The 18,782-nt window shown below is 75.2% G+C and carries 14 protein-coding genes; 6 read left to right on the top strand and 8 right to left on the bottom strand.

Annotation, left to right across the window (positions count from 1 at the left end; all coding sequences use genetic code 11):
* Nucleotides 1-8: 8 nt before the first annotated feature.
* From ACFV0Q_RS11620 to ACFV0Q_RS11610, 3 genes are all read right to left on the bottom strand, one after another.
* Nucleotides 9-383 carry an RNA polymerase-binding protein RbpA gene (locus ACFV0Q_RS11620; protein ID WP_007262928.1) on the bottom strand — a complete coding sequence of 125 codons (375 nt, stop codon included), beginning with the start codon at nucleotides 381-383 and terminating at the stop codon, nucleotides 9-11.
* Between the two features lie 323 nt (nucleotides 384-706).
* Nucleotides 707-2,077 (bottom strand): MFS transporter, encoded by a 1,371-nt coding sequence (locus ACFV0Q_RS11615; protein WP_385003979.1) that lies wholly within the window; start codon nucleotides 2,075-2,077, stop codon nucleotides 707-709.
* A gap of 66 nt (nucleotides 2,078-2,143) precedes the next feature.
* Nucleotides 2,144-2,914 carry a glycerophosphodiester phosphodiesterase family protein gene (locus ACFV0Q_RS11610; protein WP_385003977.1) on the bottom strand — a complete coding sequence of 257 codons (771 nt, stop codon included), beginning with the start codon at nucleotides 2,912-2,914 and terminating at the stop codon, nucleotides 2,144-2,146.
* 204 nt (nucleotides 2,915-3,118) lie between these two features.
* Between ACFV0Q_RS11610 and ACFV0Q_RS11605 the strand changes: the two genes are divergently transcribed.
* Entirely contained in the window at nucleotides 3,119-4,621 is a 1,503-nt protein-coding gene (locus ACFV0Q_RS11605) for a PLP-dependent aminotransferase family protein (RefSeq protein ID WP_385003975.1), read from the top strand.
* A gap of 27 nt (nucleotides 4,622-4,648) precedes the next feature.
* Here the strand turns inward: ACFV0Q_RS11605 and ACFV0Q_RS11600 are convergent, their stop codons facing one another.
* Together ACFV0Q_RS11600 and ACFV0Q_RS11595 are read right to left on the bottom strand one after the other, a co-directional pair.
* On the bottom strand, nucleotides 4,649-6,289 hold the full coding sequence (locus ACFV0Q_RS11600; protein ID WP_385003973.1) for a hypothetical protein: 1,641 nt from the start codon (nucleotides 6,287-6,289) through the stop codon (nucleotides 4,649-4,651).
* A gap of 50 nt (nucleotides 6,290-6,339) precedes the next feature.
* Nucleotides 6,340-6,534 carry a hypothetical protein gene (locus ACFV0Q_RS11595; RefSeq protein ID WP_385003971.1) on the bottom strand — a complete coding sequence of 65 codons (195 nt, stop codon included), beginning with the start codon at nucleotides 6,532-6,534 and terminating at the stop codon, nucleotides 6,340-6,342.
* A 331-nt stretch (nucleotides 6,535-6,865) separates the two neighbouring features.
* Between ACFV0Q_RS11595 and ACFV0Q_RS11590 the strand changes: the two genes are divergently transcribed.
* Complete coding sequence (locus tag ACFV0Q_RS11590) at nucleotides 6,866-7,279, top strand: ankyrin repeat domain-containing protein (RefSeq protein WP_385003969.1); 414 nt, start codon at nucleotides 6,866-6,868, stop codon at nucleotides 7,277-7,279.
* A 351-nt stretch (nucleotides 7,280-7,630) separates the two neighbouring features.
* Nucleotides 7,631-9,028: a HEAT repeat domain-containing protein gene (locus ACFV0Q_RS11585; protein ID WP_385003967.1), complete on the top strand. Its 1,398-nt coding sequence runs from the start codon at nucleotides 7,631-7,633 to the stop codon at nucleotides 9,026-9,028.
* Nucleotides 9,029-9,081: 53 nt separating this feature from the next.
* Here the strand turns inward: ACFV0Q_RS11585 and ACFV0Q_RS11580 are convergent, their stop codons facing one another.
* Genes ACFV0Q_RS11580 through ACFV0Q_RS11570 form a run of 3 tightly spaced genes read right to left on the bottom strand, consistent with a single transcriptional unit; the run spans nucleotide 9,082 to nucleotide 11,368 of the window.
* Entirely contained in the window at nucleotides 9,082-9,978 is an 897-nt protein-coding gene (locus ACFV0Q_RS11580) for a biotin-dependent carboxyltransferase family protein (RefSeq protein WP_385003965.1), read from the bottom strand.
* Nucleotides 9,975-10,592, bottom strand: coding sequence for an allophanate hydrolase subunit 1 (locus tag ACFV0Q_RS11575; protein WP_385003963.1), 618 nt, complete (start codon nucleotides 10,590-10,592; stop codon nucleotides 9,975-9,977). Before ACFV0Q_RS11575 ends, ACFV0Q_RS11580 begins: the two co-directional genes overlap by 4 nt.
* Nucleotides 10,589-11,368 carry a LamB/YcsF family protein gene (locus ACFV0Q_RS11570; RefSeq protein ID WP_385003981.1) on the bottom strand — a complete coding sequence of 260 codons (780 nt, stop codon included), beginning with the start codon at nucleotides 11,366-11,368 and terminating at the stop codon, nucleotides 10,589-10,591. Before ACFV0Q_RS11570 ends, ACFV0Q_RS11575 begins: the two co-directional genes overlap by 4 nt.
* 72 nt (nucleotides 11,369-11,440) lie before the next feature.
* Here ACFV0Q_RS11570 and ACFV0Q_RS11565 point away from each other — a divergent pair, with 72 nt between their 5' ends.
* The 3 genes from ACFV0Q_RS11565 to ACFV0Q_RS11555 all read left to right on the top strand — a co-directional run bounded on the left by ACFV0Q_RS11565 (nucleotide 11,441) and on the right by ACFV0Q_RS11555 (nucleotide 18,764).
* Nucleotides 11,441-12,991 carry a hypothetical protein gene (locus ACFV0Q_RS11565; RefSeq protein ID WP_385003961.1) on the top strand — a complete coding sequence of 517 codons (1,551 nt, stop codon included), beginning with the start codon at nucleotides 11,441-11,443 and terminating at the stop codon, nucleotides 12,989-12,991.
* A gap of 94 nt (nucleotides 12,992-13,085) precedes the next feature.
* A complete protein-coding gene (locus ACFV0Q_RS11560) occupies nucleotides 13,086-13,988 on the top strand; it encodes a hypothetical protein (RefSeq protein ID WP_385003959.1) in 903 nt (300 codons plus the stop codon).
* 48 nt (nucleotides 13,989-14,036) lie between these two features.
* Complete coding sequence (locus ACFV0Q_RS11555; RefSeq protein ID WP_385003957.1) at nucleotides 14,037-18,764, top strand: hypothetical protein; 4,728 nt, start codon at nucleotides 14,037-14,039, stop codon at nucleotides 18,762-18,764.
* Nucleotides 18,765-18,782: the final 18 nt, after the last annotated feature.

Below are 18,782 nucleotides of genomic sequence, written 5' to 3'. Positions count from 1 at the left end.
GTCCCCGGCTAGGCGGACTTGCGGCTGTCCCGCGGATGCACGGCAATGTTCATGGCGCCGGAACGCAGGACGGCCAGCCTCTCGGCCAGCACCTCCTCCAGCTCCTCGCGGGTGCGTCGCTCCATGAGCATGTCCCAGTGCGTTCGCGCAGGCTTGCCCTTCTTCTCTTCGGGCCCGTCCCCGTCCACCAGGAGTGCCATGGCGCCGCACGCCTTGCACTCCCACTCCGGCGGAATTTCTGCCTCAACCGAGAACGGCATCTCAAATCGATGTCCGTTCTGGCATGCGTACTCCACCGCCTGGCGCGGGGCCAGATCGATGCCGCGGTCCGTCTCGTAGCTGGTAACCACGAGCCGCGTACCGCGGAGAGCTCGCTCACTCATGAATCGTGCCTCCCGGGCTTGTCGCCCACAGGACAGGTGTCGCTGTCGTCGTCATCCGGTCAACGTCCGGTCGGCGGTATAGATTCCCGCTCCGGGTCACGCGTCGCCCGTCGTGCCGCCCCTTGTTGTACCCACCAATGCCCGTTTTGTCACATCTGGCAGCAGATGTCACCCAACGTCTACACTTCTCATGCGCGCAGTAACGGTCCGCCTGGCAGGCCAAAGGCGTACACTACCGGCCCTTCGCTTCAACGTCGAAATTCGTTCGGAATTCGTTCGTGAGTCCGGGTCCTTCCGGGGTCGGATCCGGCCCCGGAGCGTGCTCAGACGCGTAGGGGAACAGGATTCCCCGCCGCCTCCACCGCGCGCCGCACCGGCACCCGCGCGAGCAGCACGAAACCCAGTGCGAAGAAGACCACCAACGAGATGATCGCGTCCCGGTAGCTGCCCGTCAGCTGGTACGTCAGCCCGAAGACCAGCGGCCCGACCCAGCTCAGCCCGCGGTCGCTCATCTCGTACGCCGAGAAGTACTCCGCCTCCTTGCCCGCCGGGACCAGGTGCGAGAACAGCGAGCGCGACAGGGCCTGGCTGCCGCCCAGCACCAGCCCGATCATCGCGGCGAGCGCGAAGAACCACATCGGGGTCCGGGCCGGCAGGAAGTACCCGGCCGCCAGCGTCAGCGCCCACGCGGCCAGCGAGCCGAGGATCGTCCGCTTCGCCCCGTACGAGAGGGCCAGCCGGCCCATCGCCAGCGCGCCCGCCACCGCCAGCACCTGCACCAGCAGCACCGCCACGATCAGGGTGGACTGCTCCAGCTCCAGCTCCTCCGAGCCGTACACCGACGCCTGCGAGATCACCGTCTGCACGCCGTCGTTGTAGATCAGGTACGCGAGCAGGAACGACAGGGTCAGCGGATAGCGCCGCATGTCCTTCAGCGTCGTCACCAGCTGCTTCCAGCCGCTGACGGCCGCAGCCGCGCCCGGCTCCCGCACCACCGCCCGGTCGCGCAGCCGGCGCAGCGGGATGACGGTGAAGGCCCCCCACCACAGACCCGCCGAGGCCAGGCAGATCCGCACCGCCACGCCCTCGGAGAGCCCGAAGGAATCGTGCCCCTGGAACAGGATCAGGTTCAGCACCAGCACCAGGGCGCCCGAGGTGTAGCCGAAGGCCCAGCCGCGCGAGGAGACGGTGTCCCGTTCGTCGGGCGTGGAGATCTGCGGCAGATAGGCGTTGTAGAGCACCATCGACAGCGAGAGCGACGCGTTCGCCACGACCAGCAGCAGCCCGCCCAGCAGGTAGCGGTCGCCGTCCAGGAAGAACATCCCGGCCGTCGCCGCCGCCCCCGTGTACGCGGCCGCCGCCAGCAGCGGCTTCTTGCGCCCGGTCCGGTCCGCCATCGCCCCGACCAGCGGCATGATCAGCACGGCCACGATCACCGACGCCGACACCGAGTACGCGAAGTACGCCCCGGCCCTGACCGGGATCCCCAGCGGGTGGACGTACCCGTCGGCGTCCGCCGCGGCCTTGGCCACCGCGGTCAGGTACGGCCCGAGGAACACCGTGAGGACGCTCGTCGAATAGACCGAGCAGGCGAAGTCGTAGAAGTACCAGCCGTGCTGTTCCCGCTTGCGCGCGGCGGCGGCTCTGCCGTCCTCCGCGTCCGGTTCCGCTTCGATTTCCGTCCGCTCACTCATGAGCGCCCCCTCGCTGGTCCCCGTACGCGCACCGCGCCGCACCGGGCGCGGCGGCCCGCGGGCTCGTCAGGCCCAGGCCCCGCGCCGGTCCAGCACCGTGCGCAAGATGTCGATCCGGTCGGTCATGATGCCATCGACACCCAGGTCCAGCAGAGACTCCATGCGTTCCGGTTCGTTCACGGTCCAGACGTGCACCTGGAGTCCCCGCTCGTGCGCGGTCCGTACGAAGCGCCGGTCGACCACCCGGATGCCCGCCTGGGTCTCCGGCACCTGCGCCGCCACCGCGCCCACCCGCAGGGCCGCCGGGATCGCGAAGGACCGCAGCCGCAGCCCCACCACCCCGCCGATCCCGGAAGAGGTCGCCAGCCGCGGCCCGGCGATCTTCTGCGCCCGGGCCACCCGGCGCTCCGAGAACGAGCCCACGCACACCCGGTCCCAGACACCCGCCCGGGCGATCAGGTTCACCAGCGGATGCAGGGCCGACTCGTCCTTGATGTCCACGTTCCAGCGGGCCTCGGGGAACTCCTCCAGCAGCTCCTCGAACAGCGGCAGCGGCTCGCTCCCGGCCACCCGCACCTCGCGCACCCGGCTCCAGGACAGCTCGCGGATGCGGCCCTGCCCGTCGGTCACCCGGTCGAGCGTCGCGTCGTGGAAGGCCACCAGTTTTCCGTCGGCCGTCGCGTGCACGTCGGTCTCGAAGTACCGGTAGCCGGCGGCGGCCGCCCGGCGGAAGGCGGTGGCGGTGTTCTCCAGCCCGTCCGCCGCTCCGCCGCGGTGGGCGAAGGGGATCGGAGCGGGGTGGTCGAGGTAGGGGTGGCGCAGGCGTACGAGGGTCACGGCCGCAGTATGCCCGCTCTGCTCCCCGGGACGGCGGCGGGCGCGTGGACGGAGGGTGAACGGCCGCACCCGGCCGCCCGGACCGGCACCCCGCTCTGGCCCGAATGGACCGCACCATGACACTCTGGATCCCGCGGAACCAATCCAATACCGGCCCCGGTCCCCGCCCGCCGAGGCCAATTCGACGAAGGTGGACCGGACGCCATGGCTCAGTGGACCTCAGCGGTCGGTGCCGCACAGCTCGCCCGTCTGATCACCTCGCAGCAGGAGCGGCCCGGCGCGGCCGGCCCCCGCAAGTCACCCGCGTACCGCACCCTGGCCGACGGCATCCGGCTCCTCGTCCTCGAAGGCCGCGTCCCCGTCGCCGCCCGGCTGCCCGCCGAGCGCGAGCTGGCCGTCGCCCTCTCCCTCAGCCGCACCACGGTCGCCGCCGCGTACGAGGCCCTGCGCGGGGAGGGTTTCCTGGAATCCCGCCGGGGCGCCGGCAGCTGGACCTCCGTACCCGCCGGGAGCCCGCTCCCCGCCCGGGGCCTGGAACCCCTGCCGCCCGAATCCCTCGGCTCCATGATCGACCTCGGCTGCGCCGCCCTCCCGGCCCCCGAGCCCTGGCTCACCAAGGCCGTCCAGGGCGCGCTGGAGGAACTCCCACCCTACGCGCACACCCACGGCGACTACCCGGCCGGACTGCCCGCCCTGCGCCGGATGCTCGCCGACCGCTACACCGACCGCGGCATCCCGACCATGCCCGAACAGATCATGGTCACCACCGGCGCGATGGGCGCCATCGACGCCATCTGCAGCCTCTTCGCGGGCCGCGGCGAGCGCATCGCCGTCGAATCCCCCTCCTACGCCAACATCCTCCAGCTGATGCGAGCCGCCGGGGTCCGCCTCGTACCGGTCGCCATGGCGGAAGGGCTGACCGGCTGGGACATGGACGTCTGGCGGCAGGTGCTGAGGGACTCCGCCCCCCGCCTCGCGTACGTCGTCGCCGACTTCCACAACCCCACCGGGGCCCTCGCCTCCGACGAGCAGCGCCGCGCGATGGTCGAGGCCGCCCGCTCCGCCGGCACCGTGCTGATCGCCGACGAGACGATGGCCGAGCTCCAGCTGGACCCGGACCTGGAGATGCCGCGCGCGGTCTGCTCCTTCGACCCGGCCGGCTCCACCGTGATCACCGTCGGCTCCGCCAGCAAGGCCTTCTGGGCGGGGATGCGGATCGGCTGGGTCCGCGCGGCGCCGGACGTGATCCGCAGCCTGGTCGCGGCGCGCGCCTACGCCGACCTCGGCACGCCGGTGCTGGAGCAGCTCGCGGTGAACTGGCTGATGCGGACCGGCGGCTGGGAGGAGGCCGTCGGGATCCGCCGCGACCAGGCCCGGGACAACCGGGACGCGCTCGTCGAGGCGGTGCGCCGGGAGCTGCCGGAGTGGGAGTTCACGGTGCCGCTCGGCGGGCTCACCCTGTGGGCCCGGGCGGGCGGGCTGTCCGGATCGCGGCTGGCGGAGGTGGGGGAGCGGGTCGGCGTCCGCGTCCCCTCGGGCCCCCGGTTCGGGGTGGACGGCGCCTTCGAGGGGTACGTCCGGCTGCCGTTCACCGTGGGGGGCCCGGTGGCCGACGAGGCCGCCGCCCGGCTCGCGGCGGCGGCCCGGCTGGTCGGCACCGGAGCGGGCGGCAGCGGGGCGGAGCCCCCGCGCACGTTCGTCGCGTAGGGGCGGGGTCGGCGGGGGCCGTACGGGCTACGGGGCCTCCGCCGGGACCTCCGGGATCTCCGAGGCGTCGATCGAGGAGCCCTGGGACTGCGCCGGGGGCTGGACCTGGAGCGGCTTGGACAGGGTCGCGGGGCCCTCGCCACCGCCCCCGCCGCCCGGCGTCTGCCGCTCGGGGAGCAGTTCCATCACCGCCTGACGGTGTCCCGGGTGCGTGCCGTCGTCGTACGGGTCCGGCGTGGCCGGCACCTGGAGCCGGTGCACGGGCCCGGTGCCGAGCCGGGCGTACCCGCGGCCCGGCGGCAGCTGCGCGGGCGGGGTGGTGTGCGGGGGGAGCCCGAGGACGTCGGTGATCTGCTGGAGCGCGGCCGGCCCGAGGACGACCCGGGCCCGCGTGTGCTGCCAGACGGCGTCGTTCAGCAGCTCCAGGTGGTCGAACTGCTCGGCCACCACCACCGTGATGTGGGCGGCGCGCCCGTGCCGCAGCGGGACCTGGAGCTGGGCCAGGGGGTCCGGGCGCCCGTCGGCGGCGGCGAGGTGCGCGAGCACGCTGGGCCGGTCCAGCAGGATCCACAGCGGCCGCCGGGTGTCCTCGGGCGCGGGCAGGCCCGCCTCGCGGGCCCGGTGGGTGGCGATCAGGCGGCGCTCCGTCTCGTGGGCGGCCCATTCGAGGGTGGCCAGAGCGCCGGTCGGACCGCACTCGACGGCGAGGACGCCCGCGCGGCCGGACAGGCAGGCGTACTCGCCGCTGCCGCCGCCCTCGACGATCATGACGTCGCCGCCGTGCCGCAGGGCCTGGAGGGCGATCGAGCGCAGCAGGGTGGAGGTGCCGCTGCCGGGCTGGCCGACGGCCAGCAGGTGCGGTTCGGTGGAGCGGGGGCCGGTCCGCCAGATCACGGGCGGCACGTCGCGGGGCTCGTCGCCCTCGACCACGGGCAGGGTGCGCTGCACCGCCGCCGGGTCGGTGAAGCCGAGCACGGTCTCGCCCGGCGAGGTCACGAAGGGCTGGGCGGCGATACCGGTGGGCAGCGCCGCCAGCACACGGAGGTCGAGCTGGTTGCCCTCCTCGTCCCAGTCGAAGTGGTACTCCCGTCCGCGCCCGGACTTGGCGTGCAGCAGTGTCTCGATCCGGGCCCGTGAAGCGGCCTCGCCGTCGGTGAAGTAGGCCGGGTAGCGGATGCGCAGCCGGGTCACGCGGCCCGACTCGTCGAACTCGTAGCCGCTGAAGGCCTCGTCCCAGTCCCCGCCGTGGGCGAAGAGCGGACTCGGGTCCTCCGGGATGGAGAAGTACGGCACGAGGGCTTCGTAGAGGGAGCCGAGCCGTTCGGTCTCCGCATCGCTGGGCCCGGTCTTCACCGGGGTGCGGTCGCGTCCCTGCCAGGCCGCCGCCGCCATGAGGGTGATCATGGCGGCGAGGGGACCGTAGGGGACGAGCGCGACCGCGAGGACGACGGCGGCTCCCAGGAACAGCGCGGGACCACGCTTGTCCTTGGGGGTCGCGGCCCATGTGCGCCGCCCGGCCGCGGCCAGGATGCGCAGGCCGCGTCCGATGGTGAGGAGCGGATGGAGGACGTCCGTGGCACTGTCGGCGGCCGTGCGAGCGAAGTCGCGGCCCCGGGCGAGCGACGCGGTGCCGCGCGTGAGGATTCGGGGGAGTGGGCGCCGGGCCACGGTCGTCTCCTGGAGTTGTGGTGGAGCGGGGACGGTGCGGTCGGGGCGGTCTAGAGCTTGATCCCGCCGAGCAGGCTCGCGAGGCTCGCCGTACTCGCCGTGATGCTCGGGGCGATGGCGGAGCCGGCGAGGAAGAAGCCGAAGAGCGCGCAGACGATCGCGTGCGTCGCCTTCATGCCGTCCTTCTTGAAGAAGAGGAAGCAGATGATGCCGAGCAGGACGACACCTGAGATGGACAGGACCATGAGAAGTTCTCCTGGTGGGTGGGGACGGTCACCATCAGTTCTTCCAGGCTCACAGGAAGTATCAATGCGACAAAAGGTGCATATGGGTGAATTCGCTGGTTTTTCACTTGACCGGCCCACCCCGACTGGCGCGTCCGCCGCCCCGGGTGTGGGGGCGCCGTCGACGGGCATCCTTGCCGCGGTCCGTGCCCGTCATGTCCGACGCCGGGCGCTACCCTGTCGATTCACCCGTACGGACGCAGTGCCGTGCACCCCACGGCCCGCCCGGCCTGGGGAAACTCTTGCCGAAGCGGCGAGCGATACGAGCAGCGAGTGAAAGGCGGCACCACCGATGAACGAGCACCAGGACGACGCGGCCGACGCTCCCGACGCGGACGTCATCGAGCTGGCCACCAAGATCTTCGACCTCGCCCGTCAGGGTGAGACCGAGACGCTGACCGCCTACCTCGACGCCGGCGTCCCCGCGAACCTCACCAACGACCGCGGCGACACCCTCGTCATGCTCGCCGCCTACCACGGCCACGCCGACGCCGTCACCGTCCTGCTGGCCCGCGGCGCCGAAGCCGACCGCGCCAACGACCGCGGCCAGACCCCGCTCGCAGGCGCCGTCTTCAAGGGCGAGGAGGCCGTCATCCGCGCCCTGCTCGCCGGCGGGGCCGACCCGAACGCCGGAACCCCCTCCGCCGTGGACACGGCCCGCATGTTCGCCAAGGCCGACCTGCTGGAACTCTTCGGAGCCAAGTAATCCGCTTTTTCCCGGCCCCCGCCGGGCCAGGACCGGGCCAGGACCGCTGCCGAGACCTCACGGCTTGGTCACGGCGGCCTTAAATGTGGTCGCGGCGCACAAACCGCCTGGGTCATCATGGCGTCGGATTCGATTCGCGAACATGACGTACGGGCAGGAGCGGGCTGGACACGACAGGCGTCCACCCCCACCCTGCCGCCCCGGCCGCCAGGTCGCGAAGCACCGACGAGAGTGAGAAGGCAATGGTCTACATCGAGCGGAACATGACGGCGGACGTCCTCACATGCTGTTACGCGGCCCTGTGAATCCCGATTCCCGGTTGCGTCCCCAGCTTGATTTGAGGCCATTCCCATGTTCGAACCAGTCATAGCGCCAAGCGGCACCCTGCTCGGGCTCCTCCAGCGGGGCCGCGGCGACGGCACGCTGCACGCCTTGGCGGCGCCCCGGCCGGAGGCCCTCGCGGCCCTCGACCAGTGCGTGCTCCGCGACCCGCGCCAGGACTGGCAGGTCGAGAACCGCTCCCTGTACTACGCCCGCCTGTACCTGGACCTCGACGGCCCGCTCGGCGAGATCGAAGCCCACCTCTTCAGCGCCGACGACCTCGTCGACGAAGAGGACCACCGGACGGGCCTCGCCCTGTCCGTGCTGGGCCACCTCGCCTCGTACGGCCGCGACGACGCGCTCATGCTGCTGCGCCGCTACGCCGCCTCCGGCGCCAACTGGGCCTGGGCCCTCGACGAGCTCGCCCTGCGCGACGACGACGAGGGACTGCGCTCCCTCGCCGACCCCGTCCTCGCCCGGTTCCCCGCCACCGCCGAGGGCGAGGCGCGGCTGGCCGCCGCCGTCCGCGACGCCTACGAGCCCCGCCCGTGGTGCCTGTGGGAGGAGACCCCGCGCTACGGGGAGCGCCTGCGCGCCGCCCGCCAGCAGGGCTCCTTCGACCGCTGGCAGCGCCAGATGACCCCCAGCGGCCCCCGGCCCGGCTGGGGCGTCCAGGCCGTCTTCGACTGGGCCGCCGACGGCCTGCGCCGCGGCACCCCGCTGCACGTGCCCGCCGCCCGCTGCCTCGCCGCCGTGGCCGCGCCCGAGGACCGCTCCGCGATCCTCGCGGCCGCCGCCGGAGCCGACGGCGAGGCCGCCCGGGCCACCGCCCTGCACCACCTGGTCCTCGCCGAACCGGAGAACCCGGCCGTCCTGGACCTCATCGAAGCCGCCGGGGACGAGCCCGCGGTGGCCGCCTACGAGCGCATGTGCGGCCCGACCGCCCTCGACCGGGCCCGGATGTGGGTCCACCGCCCCGACGCCCTCGGAGCGGCCGCTGCGGCCCTCCTGGCGGCCCGCGGCGGGGCCGGGGACGCCGCCCTCGTCCTCGGAGCCCTCCGCTCCACCGTCCGGGGCTCCGGCCCCGACTCCATCCGGCTCTTCGCCCTGGTCGACGGCGCGGGCCGGCTCTCCATCGGCTGCGCGGCGCCGGTGCTGCGGCACATCTACCGCGAAACCTCCTCCTCCCACCTGCGCGGCCGCGCCGCCCGCGCCCTGGCCAGCACGGACCCCGCCTTCGGGGCCGGCTTCGCCGTCGAATGCCTCTGGGACTGCGAGGAGACCACCCGCGAAGTGGCGGCCCGCCACGCCGAGACGGCCGACGCCCGCGTGGCCCCCCGCCTGCGCCGCCTGGCGGCGGACCCGGCGGAGGAGGAAGACGTCCAGTCGGCGGTACGGAGCCGGATCGCGCCGGAGTCGGCGGTGTAGGGGGTTTGGTGGGTGGGGTGGGGTCGGGGGGTGTCCCGCCCACCCCCACCCCCCTACCCCCCCACCCCCACGAACCGCACCCCCACCCCCGGTCTCGCCTGCGCGGCCGCGTCCAGGGGGCGGCCCGGCGGGACCACGCCCACCACCGGGTAGCCGCCGGTCACCGGGTGGTCGGCCAGGAACACCACCGGCAGGCCGTCCGGGGGGACCTGCACCGCGCCCAGCACCATGCCCTCGCTCGGCAGTTCCCCCTCCCGGGCGCGGGCGAGCGGCGGGCCCGACTCCGTGCGCAGGCCGATGCGGTTGGACGCCGCCGCCACCCGGTACCGCGAGGACAGCAGCCGGGCCAGCGAAGCCCCCGTGAACCAGTCGGCCCGTGGCCCCAGCCGCAGCGGCAACACCAGCTCGCCCGGCGCCCCAAGCTCCCCCGAAACCCCCGGCGCCCCCGGCAGCCCCGCCGTGTCCGCCCCGCGCACCGGATCCGGGCCCGGGGTGCCCACCGGCAGCACCGTGCCCGCCCGCAGCGGCGGCGGGCCCAGGCCCGAGAGCAGGTCCGTCGCGCGACTGCCCAGGACCGGCGGGACGGCGAACCCGCCCCGCACCGCGACATAGCAGCGCAGCCCGGACTCCGCCCGGCCCACGTCCAGCTCCGCCCCCGCCCGCAGCCGGACCGGCGCACCCCAGGCCGCCGGGCGCCCGCAGACCCGTACCGCGCAGGGAGCCCCGGTCACGGCCACCGTGACCGGGGTCATGGCCCGCAGCGTGACCCCGTCGAAGGTGGTCTCCAGGGTGGCGGCACCGGCCGGGTTGCCCAGCAGCCGGTTGGCCAGGGTGTGCGCGGCGGTGTCCAGGGCGCCCGAGCGGGGGACGCCCAGGTGCGCGTACCCGGGGCGGCCCAGGTCCTGGACGGTGGTCAGCGCACCCGCCCGCAGCACCTCCAGCCCGCTCATGCCCCCGCCTCCGTGAACCGCACCCGTACCCCGGGCGCGAACAGCGCCGCCGGTTCCCGCGCCGGGTCCCACAGCACGGCGTCGGTGGACCCGATCAGCTGCCAGCCGCCGGGGGAGGAGCGCGGGTAGACCCCCGCGTACTCCCCGGCCAGCGCCAGCGAGCCCGCCGGGACCGCCGTACGGGGCGTGGCGCGGCGGGGCAGGCGGAGGCGCTCGGGGAGTCCGGTCAGGTAGCCGAAGCCGGGCGCGAACCCGCAGAACGCCACCCGGAAGACGATGCCCCCGACCAGCCCCGGAACCTCCTCCTCCGCGACCCCCCAGGCCCCGGCCACCTCTGCGAGGTCCGGCCCGTCGTACCGCACCGGGACGGTGACCAGCGGCCCCTCGGTCTCCGCGAGCGGCGGCACCTCCCAGCCCGCGATCCGCGCCGCCAGCGCCCGCGGCCCCCGTACGCCGTCCAGCAGCACGGTCCGCGCCGCCGGCACGACCTCCCGTACGCCGCCCAGCTCGCCCGCATCCCGGCGGCGCAGCAGTTCGGCGTGGAGCGCCGCCACCTCGCCCGCCGAGTCCACCTCGACCAGCAGCGCCTCGTCCCCCACCACCAGCGTCCTCACGCGAAGGCCTCCACCCGCACCCCGGCCCCGGCCAGCGCCTCGCGGACCCGGCGGGCCAGCTCCGCCGCGCCCGGGGTGTCCCCGTGCAGGCACAGCGAGCGGGCCGCGACCGCGATGCGGCTGCCGTCGACGGCGTGCACCGCTCCCTCGGCGGCCATGCCCACCGCCCGGGCGACCACCGCGTCCGGGTCGTGGACCACCGCCCCCGGCTCCCCGCGCGGGACCAGCGTCCCGTGCGCCGTGTAGGCCCGGTCGGCGAAGGCCTCCGGTACGGCCTCCAGCCCGGCCTCCGCGGCCGCCGCGAGCAGCAGCGACCCGGGCAGGCCCAGCACCGGCAGTCCGGCGGTCCCGGCGGCGAGGCGGACGCCGGCCACGACCGCGCCCGCCTGGGCCGCGTCGTGGACCGTGCGGTTGTAGAGGGCGCCGTGCGGTTTCACGTAGGACACCCGGGACCCGGCGGCGCGCGCGAACACCTCCAGCGCACCGATCTGGTAGGCGATCTCGTCCGCCAGCTCCCCGGGCGGCACGTCCATCGACCGCCGGCCGAAGCCCGCCAGATCGCGGTACGAGACCTGCGCGCCGATCCGTACGCCGCGCGCGGCGGCCAGCTCGCAGACCCGGCGCATGATCGACGGATCGCCCGCGTGGAAGCCGCACGCCACGTTGGCGCTCGTCACCACCGACAGCAGCGCCTCGTCATCGGTCAGCGTCCAGCGTCCGAAGCCCTCGCCCAGGTCGGCGTTGAGGTCGATCGCGGCCGCGGAGGGTGTGATCATGGAAGCCATGCGGCGAGCGTAGAACAGCACGCCCCGCGCCTTCCACGACGGCGGGGACGATCCGGCCGAACCATGCCGTTTGGGTCGTTGTCCGTATCACCGCCTAGTCTTTCCGTCGTGACTCTCCCTGCCCCGGCGAAGACCCTTCCGTCCCCGGCGCCGGGCCCGGCCGCCGACGAGGGCCTCGCCCGGCGGCTGCGCGCCCTCGCCTGTACCGCCCCGCTGCACGACCTCGACGTACGCAAGGCCAATCTGGCCGGCGAGTACGGGGTCTACGCGATGGCGGAGGTCGCGCTGTCCGCGATCGACCTGGTCACGCTCAACATGGACTTCGACACCGGCGCCGACCACGAGCAGATAGTGGCCCGCCTGCTGCCGCGCGTCGCCGCCCAGGCCCCGCAGCGCCCGGCGGCCGAGCACGAGCGCGTCGCGCGCTGGGTGCTGGAGAACCTCGTCAACGTGGGCAGCGTCGACCGCGGCTTCCGCGCGATCTACGGCACCTTCGGACCCGACGGCGTGTACGTCCGCCGCGACTACGACTTCAAGCTGATCGAAGAGGTCCCGGGCTACGGCGGCGCCGTGTACCTGCGCACCACCGACGAGGCCGTCAACGTCCTCGTCGGCGCCCTCGACACCGACGTCACCAGCGCGCAGATCGCCGCCGAGGTCAAGCTGGAGGTGCTGATCAGCCGCGGCCGGCTCGCGGACGCGCAGCTCGCCGCCGAGCAGGCCCGGTACCGCACCGTCCAGTACGCGGAGACGCTGCGCCGCACCCTCGACGCGACGCGGCGCAACGTCCGCGCGGTGGACTGGCTGCAGGCCGTCCCGGACATGATCGCCGAGGCCCTCGACCACGTCGCCGACCGCTACCGGCACGAGAACGCGATCCTCACCAACATCCGCAAGGCCCGTGACGAGGCCGAGGACCCCGACAACAAGCGGCGCGCCGCCGAGCTCGTCGACATCGTCAAGGACTGCATCCGCCGCCACACCCAGCTCCAGTCCCGGCTGCTGGACGCCGGCCCGCTCTTCCGCGCCGAACAGGACCGCCAGGCCTTCGCCGCACCCGCCCCGCGCTCCGGCATCGACCTCTACGGGCAGCTCGTCGCGCCCCTGCTGCCGCTGCCGCTGGAACGCGCCGTCCGGGTCACCGACGCCTTCTTCGCGGCGGGCACCGGCCTGCGCACCCCCGTCTCGGTGCGGGTCGGGGACCTGGTGGAGATCCTGCTGACCCCGCCGGTGGAGCGGGAGCACCTCGGCGCGGAGATGCCGGAGCCCGACCTGATCGCGACCCCCGACGACAGCCGCTTCAGCGAGGAGCAGCTCGCGGCCGCGACGCGGCTCCTGGACCTGCCGCACGACGCCCCGCGCCGGCTGTCCGGGCTGCTGGCCGAGGCCCGGCGCAGCGACCCGGACCTGCCGTACCTGGTGGCGCTGCTGGCCGTGCACGCGGCGAGCCCGGCCGTCGGCACGGCCTACCGGCAGGGCGAGGAGCGGCTCCTCTTCGCGGTCGACGACGGCACGCAGCTCGACGACCCCGAGTTCGGCGGCGCCGACCTCATCGTCGGCACCGCCCTCCTGGACGCCGCGGGCATGGCGGCCGACCGCGCGGAGGCGGCATGACACCCCCGGCCCAGGCCCCGGCCGCCCGACGGGCCCTTCCCCGGGCCCGACCCACCGCACCGAACCACCACCGCACCGCCGAGGAGACGTACCCGTGAGCGACCACCACGCCGAGCACCCCGCGTGGAGCGAGACCGACGCGCCGTCGGCTCCCGTCGCGCCCGCCCCCGCAGCGGCCGTCACCCCGGCGGACGCCGCCGACGCGGCCCGGCTCGTCGCCTTCGGGCTCCAGCCCAAGCTGCTGCCCGCCCGTGACGCGGAGTACGCCGGGCTGCTGCGCCGCTACCGCGAGGACCCGGCCTTCGGGCGGCTCGCCGACGCCGTCGCCACCGGCCTCGGCCTCGTCGTGCTGGAGGTGTCCCCCCGCGCCGGGATGGCCGTCGCCGCCGGCGAGGACTCCGTCTTCGCCGTCCGCATGGGCGACTACGCCCGCCGCACCGCCGCCGACGGCGGCGACCGGTTCCTGCACGGCCTGGCCCACCTCGCCGTCGCCGCCCTCGCCTTCCCGCGCCCCGAGGACCTCGCCGACGACGGGTACATCGGCCGCATCACCGTCAACGGGGTCGACGCCTTCGTCCGCCAGACCTGCCGCCGCCTGGAGGAGCGCGCCGAGGAGCTCGGCGAGAACACCGACCCCGCCTCCGACGCCCCCGGCCTGGAGGCCGCCTGGCGGGTCTACGCCCGCCGCAGCGCGACCGGCGCCACCAAGGACGCCCGCCGCCTGGCCGGCTCCACCACCGGCATCGTCGGCAAGGCCGCCGCGTTCCTCACCGAGTCCGGCTTCCTCCAGCGCACCGGCGACGACTCCGGCGGCACCTACCGCACCACCCCGCGCTACCAGCTCCAGGTCCGCGACATGGCGGGCAGCGCGGCCATGGCCGAACTCCTGGAACTGGGCGTGGTCCCCGTCAGCGACGGCTCCGCCACCCTCCTGCCGCCGCCCGAGGGCGACGACCTGGAGCTGGCCGCCGACGCCGGGCTGCCCTTCCACGCCTGAGCCACCCGTCCCCGTACGACCTACGAAAGACCACGAGAGTCCGCCGCCATGTACGAGCTGTCCCGGATCCGCCTCTACTCCATCGGGCCCGCCGGCGCACGCTACGCCGACACCGTGCTCGACCTGCGCGGAGTCGGCGAACCGGTGCCCCACCCGGCGCCCACGCAGGCGGAGTTCTTCGAGGACGAGCCCACCGGCCCGCCCCGGCGCCCCGCGCCCGCGGGCGTGCTGTTCCTGGAGAACGGCGGCGGCAAGTCCGTCCTCCTCAAGCTGATCTTCTCGGTGATGCTGCCCGGCCACCGCAACACCCTCGGCGGCGCCAGCTCCGGCGTGCTGCGCAAGTTCCTGCTCGCCGACGACTGCGGCCACGTCGCCCTGGAGTGGCAGCACACCCAGACCGGCGAGTGCGTCGTCGTCGGCAAGGTCAGCGAATGGCGCGGCCGCCAGGTCTCCAACGACCCCCGCAAGTTCGCCGAGGCCTGGTACTCCTTCCGCCCCGGCCCGGGCCTGAGCCTGGACAACCTCCCCGTCGCCGAGGCCACCGCCGTGCGCCCGCCCGTCGAGGGCGCCTCCGGCGCCCAGGGCCGCCGCCGCACCATGAAGGGCTTCCGCGACGCCCTCACCGAGGCCGGCAAGGCGTACCCGCACCTCGAGGTGTACTTCGAGGAGATCCACGACCGCTGGAACGAGCACCTCACCGAACTCGGCCTCGACCCGGAACTCTTCCGCTACCAGCGCGAGATGAACGCCGACGAGGGCGAGGCCGCAGGCCTCTTCGCGGTCAAGAAGGACTCCGACTTCACCGACCTGCTGCTGCGCGCCGTCACCGACACCCGCGACACCGACGGCCTCGCCGACCTCGTCCACGGCTTCGGCAACAAGCTCGGCCGCCGCGCCGAGCTGATGGCCGAACGCGATTTCACCGCCGGTTCGGTGGACCTCCTCACCCGCATCGTCGAAGCCGCCGCGGCCCGCTCCCGGCTGCGCGACGTCCACGCGGGCGCCGAACGGCGTACGCGCACCCTCGCCCGGCGGCTGTCCGCCCGGGCCGCCGAGGAACGCGGCCGCGCCGCCGACCTCGCCCAGCGGGTCACCGGCGCCGCCCACGAGGTCACCGCCGCCGAGACCCAGCGCACCCGCAGCGCCGCCGTCTCCGCCGAACTCGCCTACCGGCACGCCTCGCTGGCCCTGACCGTCGCCGACAAGGCCGCCGCCGCGCAGCGCCGCGAACTCCTCGAAGCCCGCACCCTGCACTCCGCCTGGCAGGCCGCCGAAATCGTGCTGCGCCACCGGGCGGCCGCCGACCGCTCCGCCCGGGTCGCCGCCGCGATCCTGGAGGCCGAACGGGACGCCGCCCCGGCGCTCGCCGCGCGCGCCACGGCCGCCGCCGAGCTGGTACGGGCCCTGCACACCGCCGCCGAGCACGGCGAACGCCTCGCCAACGAGGAGGAGGAGCGTTCCTCCGGCCTCCAGGACATCGGTGAGAGCGCCCACCGCGACGCCACCTCCGCCGCGACCGCCGCCCAGCGCGCCCGCAGCGAGGCCGAACACCTGCGGGCCCGCCTCGCCGAGGTCGAGCAGGAGACCGCCGAGGCCGTCAAGGCGGGCTGGCTCGACGACACCGCGCCCGACGCCGACCCGGCCCGCGCCGCGCTGGCCGCCAGCGACGCCGAGAAGGCCGCCGTCGCCGCCTGGGACGAGGCCCGCGAGGCCGCCCGCGCCGCCGCTGACACAGCCCGCGAAGCCGCCGCCGCCGAGTCCCGGGCCGAGCTCACCGCCGCCCGCGCCGCCGATGCCGCCGACGCCGCCGAAGCCGCCCACGACGCCGAGTCCCGCGCCGCCGCCTCCCTCGCCGCCTCCCCCCGCCTGGCCGCCCTCCTGGGCCTCCCGCAGGCCCCGGACGCCACGGTCCCGGGCCCGCGCACGGCAGACGCCTCCGGCCCGGGCCCGTGGTCTTCCGCCGCCGACGGCGGCAGCGGCACACCCGGCTCCGCAGGTGCCTCCCCGGCCCCACAGGGCTCCGCCGCCCGCGCGGGCGCGGCCGGCACCACCACCGCCGGAGCGCTGACCGTCACCGACCTCGACCGGGGCTCCGACGAGCTGCTCCGGATGCTGGCCGACACCGTCGGCTCGGCCGAACGCCAGCTGTTCGAGCTGCGCACCGCCGCCGCCGACGACGCCCGCATCCTCGGCGCGCTCGGCGACGGCGGCCTGCTGCCGCCGGGCCCCGACGTCCTCGCCACCGTCGAGTACCTCGGCGAGCACGGCATCCCGGCCCTGCCCGGCTGGCGCTACCTCGCCCAGTCCGTGGACCCCGCCGACCACGCCGCCGTCCTCGCCGCCCGGCCCGAACTCGTCGACGGCGTCGTCATCACCGACCCCGACACGCACGCCCGCGCCCGCGAGGTCCTCTCCGCCGCCGCGCTGCTGCCCCGCTCCACCGTCGCCGTCGGCACCGCCGCCGCGCTGCTGGCGCCGGTGCCCGCAGCCGACCCGGACACCGCCGCGGCCGGCATCTTCATCGTCTCGCCGAACCCGGCCATGCACGACGAGGGCGCCGCCGACGAGGAACGCCAGGCCCTGCGCACCCGCGCGACCGCCCGTGACACCGAGATCCGCGACCTCGCCGCCCGGCTCTCCGGCGACCGCGAACTCGCCGCCCGGCTGGCGTCCTGGCGCACCGGCTGCCCGCCCGGCCGCCTCGCCGACCTCGCGGAGCACGCCGCCGCCGCCCGTACCTTCGCCGAGGAGGCCGACGCCGAGCTCGCGGAGGCCCGTACCGTACGCGCCGAAGCCGACGAGGCCGCCGCCGACGCCGCCCGCGTCCGCGACGAACGCCAGGACACCGCCCAGCGCGCCCGCCGCGCCGCCGACGTCCTGGCCGGCCTCGCCCACCGCCTGCGCGAGCGCTCCGGCTGGCAGGCCCGGGTCCGCGAACTCACCGAGGAGGCCGCCGAGTCCGAGGCCCGCGCCGAGGCCTGCCTCGACCGGGCCCGCGCCGCCGACGAGGACCGCCGCGCCGCCCAGCGCGCCGCCGACGACGCCCGCCGCACCGCCCGCGCCCTGCGCGCCGAACGCGCCGAGATCGCCGGAGCCCCCGACCAGCTGCCCGACGAGGACGCCCCGCGCGCCCCGCTCCCCGACCTCCGCGAGGCCTACCGCGCCGCGTCCCGGCTCTACGAGAAGGTCGGCGTCGGCGCCGACCTGCGCGCCGAACAGGCCCGCGCCGAGAGCGACGAGAGCGCCGCCCTCGCCGAACTCGACCGCCTCACCAACAAGGTCCGCACCCGCGCCGCCCAGCTCCTCGAAGGCACCGACGGCGCCGACGGTCCCTCCCGGCAGGCCGCGGCCGCCCGCGCCGAAGCCCTCGTACAGATGCTGGAATCCCGGGCGACCACGGCGAGCGAGCAGCTCGGCCGGCTGCGCGGCGAAGCCGAACGCCGCGCCCCGGCCGACGGCGGGGCGCACACCGAGCTCCCCGAGGAGCTGATCCCCGCCGATGTCGAGCAGGCCCAGGGCCTGCTGCGCACCGCCACCGCCCAGCTCGCCGCGCACTCCGCCGCCGTCGAGTCCGCCCGCGCCGCCCACGCCGACCTGCTGCGCGCCCACCGCACCGCCGAGGACGGCGCCGGCGGCTTCGAGGAGACCGCCGCCCTCCTGCGGGACCTGCTGCGCGACCACACCCACCCGGAGGACGAGCAGGAGCCGGTGCCCCACCCGGGCAGCCTGGAGGAGGCCCGGCAGTCCGCCACCGAGGCCCGCCGCTCCCTGCGCGCCTGCGCGGCCGACCTCTCCGCCGCCGAGTCCGCGGTACGGGAGGCGAGCGACATCCTGGTCCGGCACGCCAACGCCACCCGCTACGAGCAGGTACGCACCCCCGCGCGCCAGCAGATCCGCGAACTGCCCGCCTCCGCGCTGCCCGAGCACGCCGCCGCCTGGGCCACCGCGTTCGCGCCGCGCCTGCGCGTCCTCACCGACGAGCTCGCGCAGCTGGAGCGCAACCGCGACAGCATCGTCGACCGCCTGCGCGGACTCGTGGAGTCCGCCCTGGCCACCCTGCGCTCCGCCCAGCGGCTCTCCCAGCTCCCCGAGGGCCTGGGGGAGTGGTCCGGGCAGGAGTTCCTGCGGATCCGCTTCGAGGAGCCCGACCAGGCCACGCTGACCGAGCGGCTCGGCGAGGTCATCGACGAGGCCACCCGCGCGGCCGTGAAGAAGAACAGCACCGCCTCCTTCGGCGAGGGCCGCCGCGACGGCATGTCCCTCCTGCTGCGGGGCGTCCAGGCGGCCCTCGAACCCAAGGGCATCTCCGTCGAGATCCTCAAGCCGGACGCCGTGCTGCGCGCCGAGCGGGTGCCGGTCGGGCAGATGGGCGACGTCTTCTCCGGCGGGCAGCTGCTCACCGCGGCCATCGCGCTGTACTGCACCATGGCGGCCCTGCGCAGCAACGACCGCGGGCGCGACAAGCACCGCCACGCGGGCACGCTGTTCCTGGACAACCCGATCGGGCGCGCGAACGCCACGTACCTGCTGGAGCTCCAGCGGGCCGTCTCGGACGCGCTCGGCGTCCAGCTGCTGTACACGACGGGCCTGTTCGACACCACGGCCCTCGCCGAGTTCCCGCTGGTCATCCGGCTGCGCAACGACGCCGACCTGCGGGCGGGGCTGAAGTACATCAGCGTCGAGGAACACCTGCGCCCGGGGCTGCCCCAGCAGTCCCCGGAGGAGGAGACGATCCACGGCGAGATCACGGCGACCCGCATGTTCCGCCGTTCCTGACGCCGCGCCCGGCCCAAG

This window comes from Streptomyces sp. NPDC059564, from assembly GCF_042735575.1.
In the GTDB taxonomy this organism is placed as follows: domain Bacteria; phylum Actinomycetota; class Actinomycetes; order Streptomycetales; family Streptomycetaceae; genus Streptomyces.
Note: the sequence above shows the minus strand (reverse complement) of the source record. Positions and strands in the feature narration are given on the sequence as shown.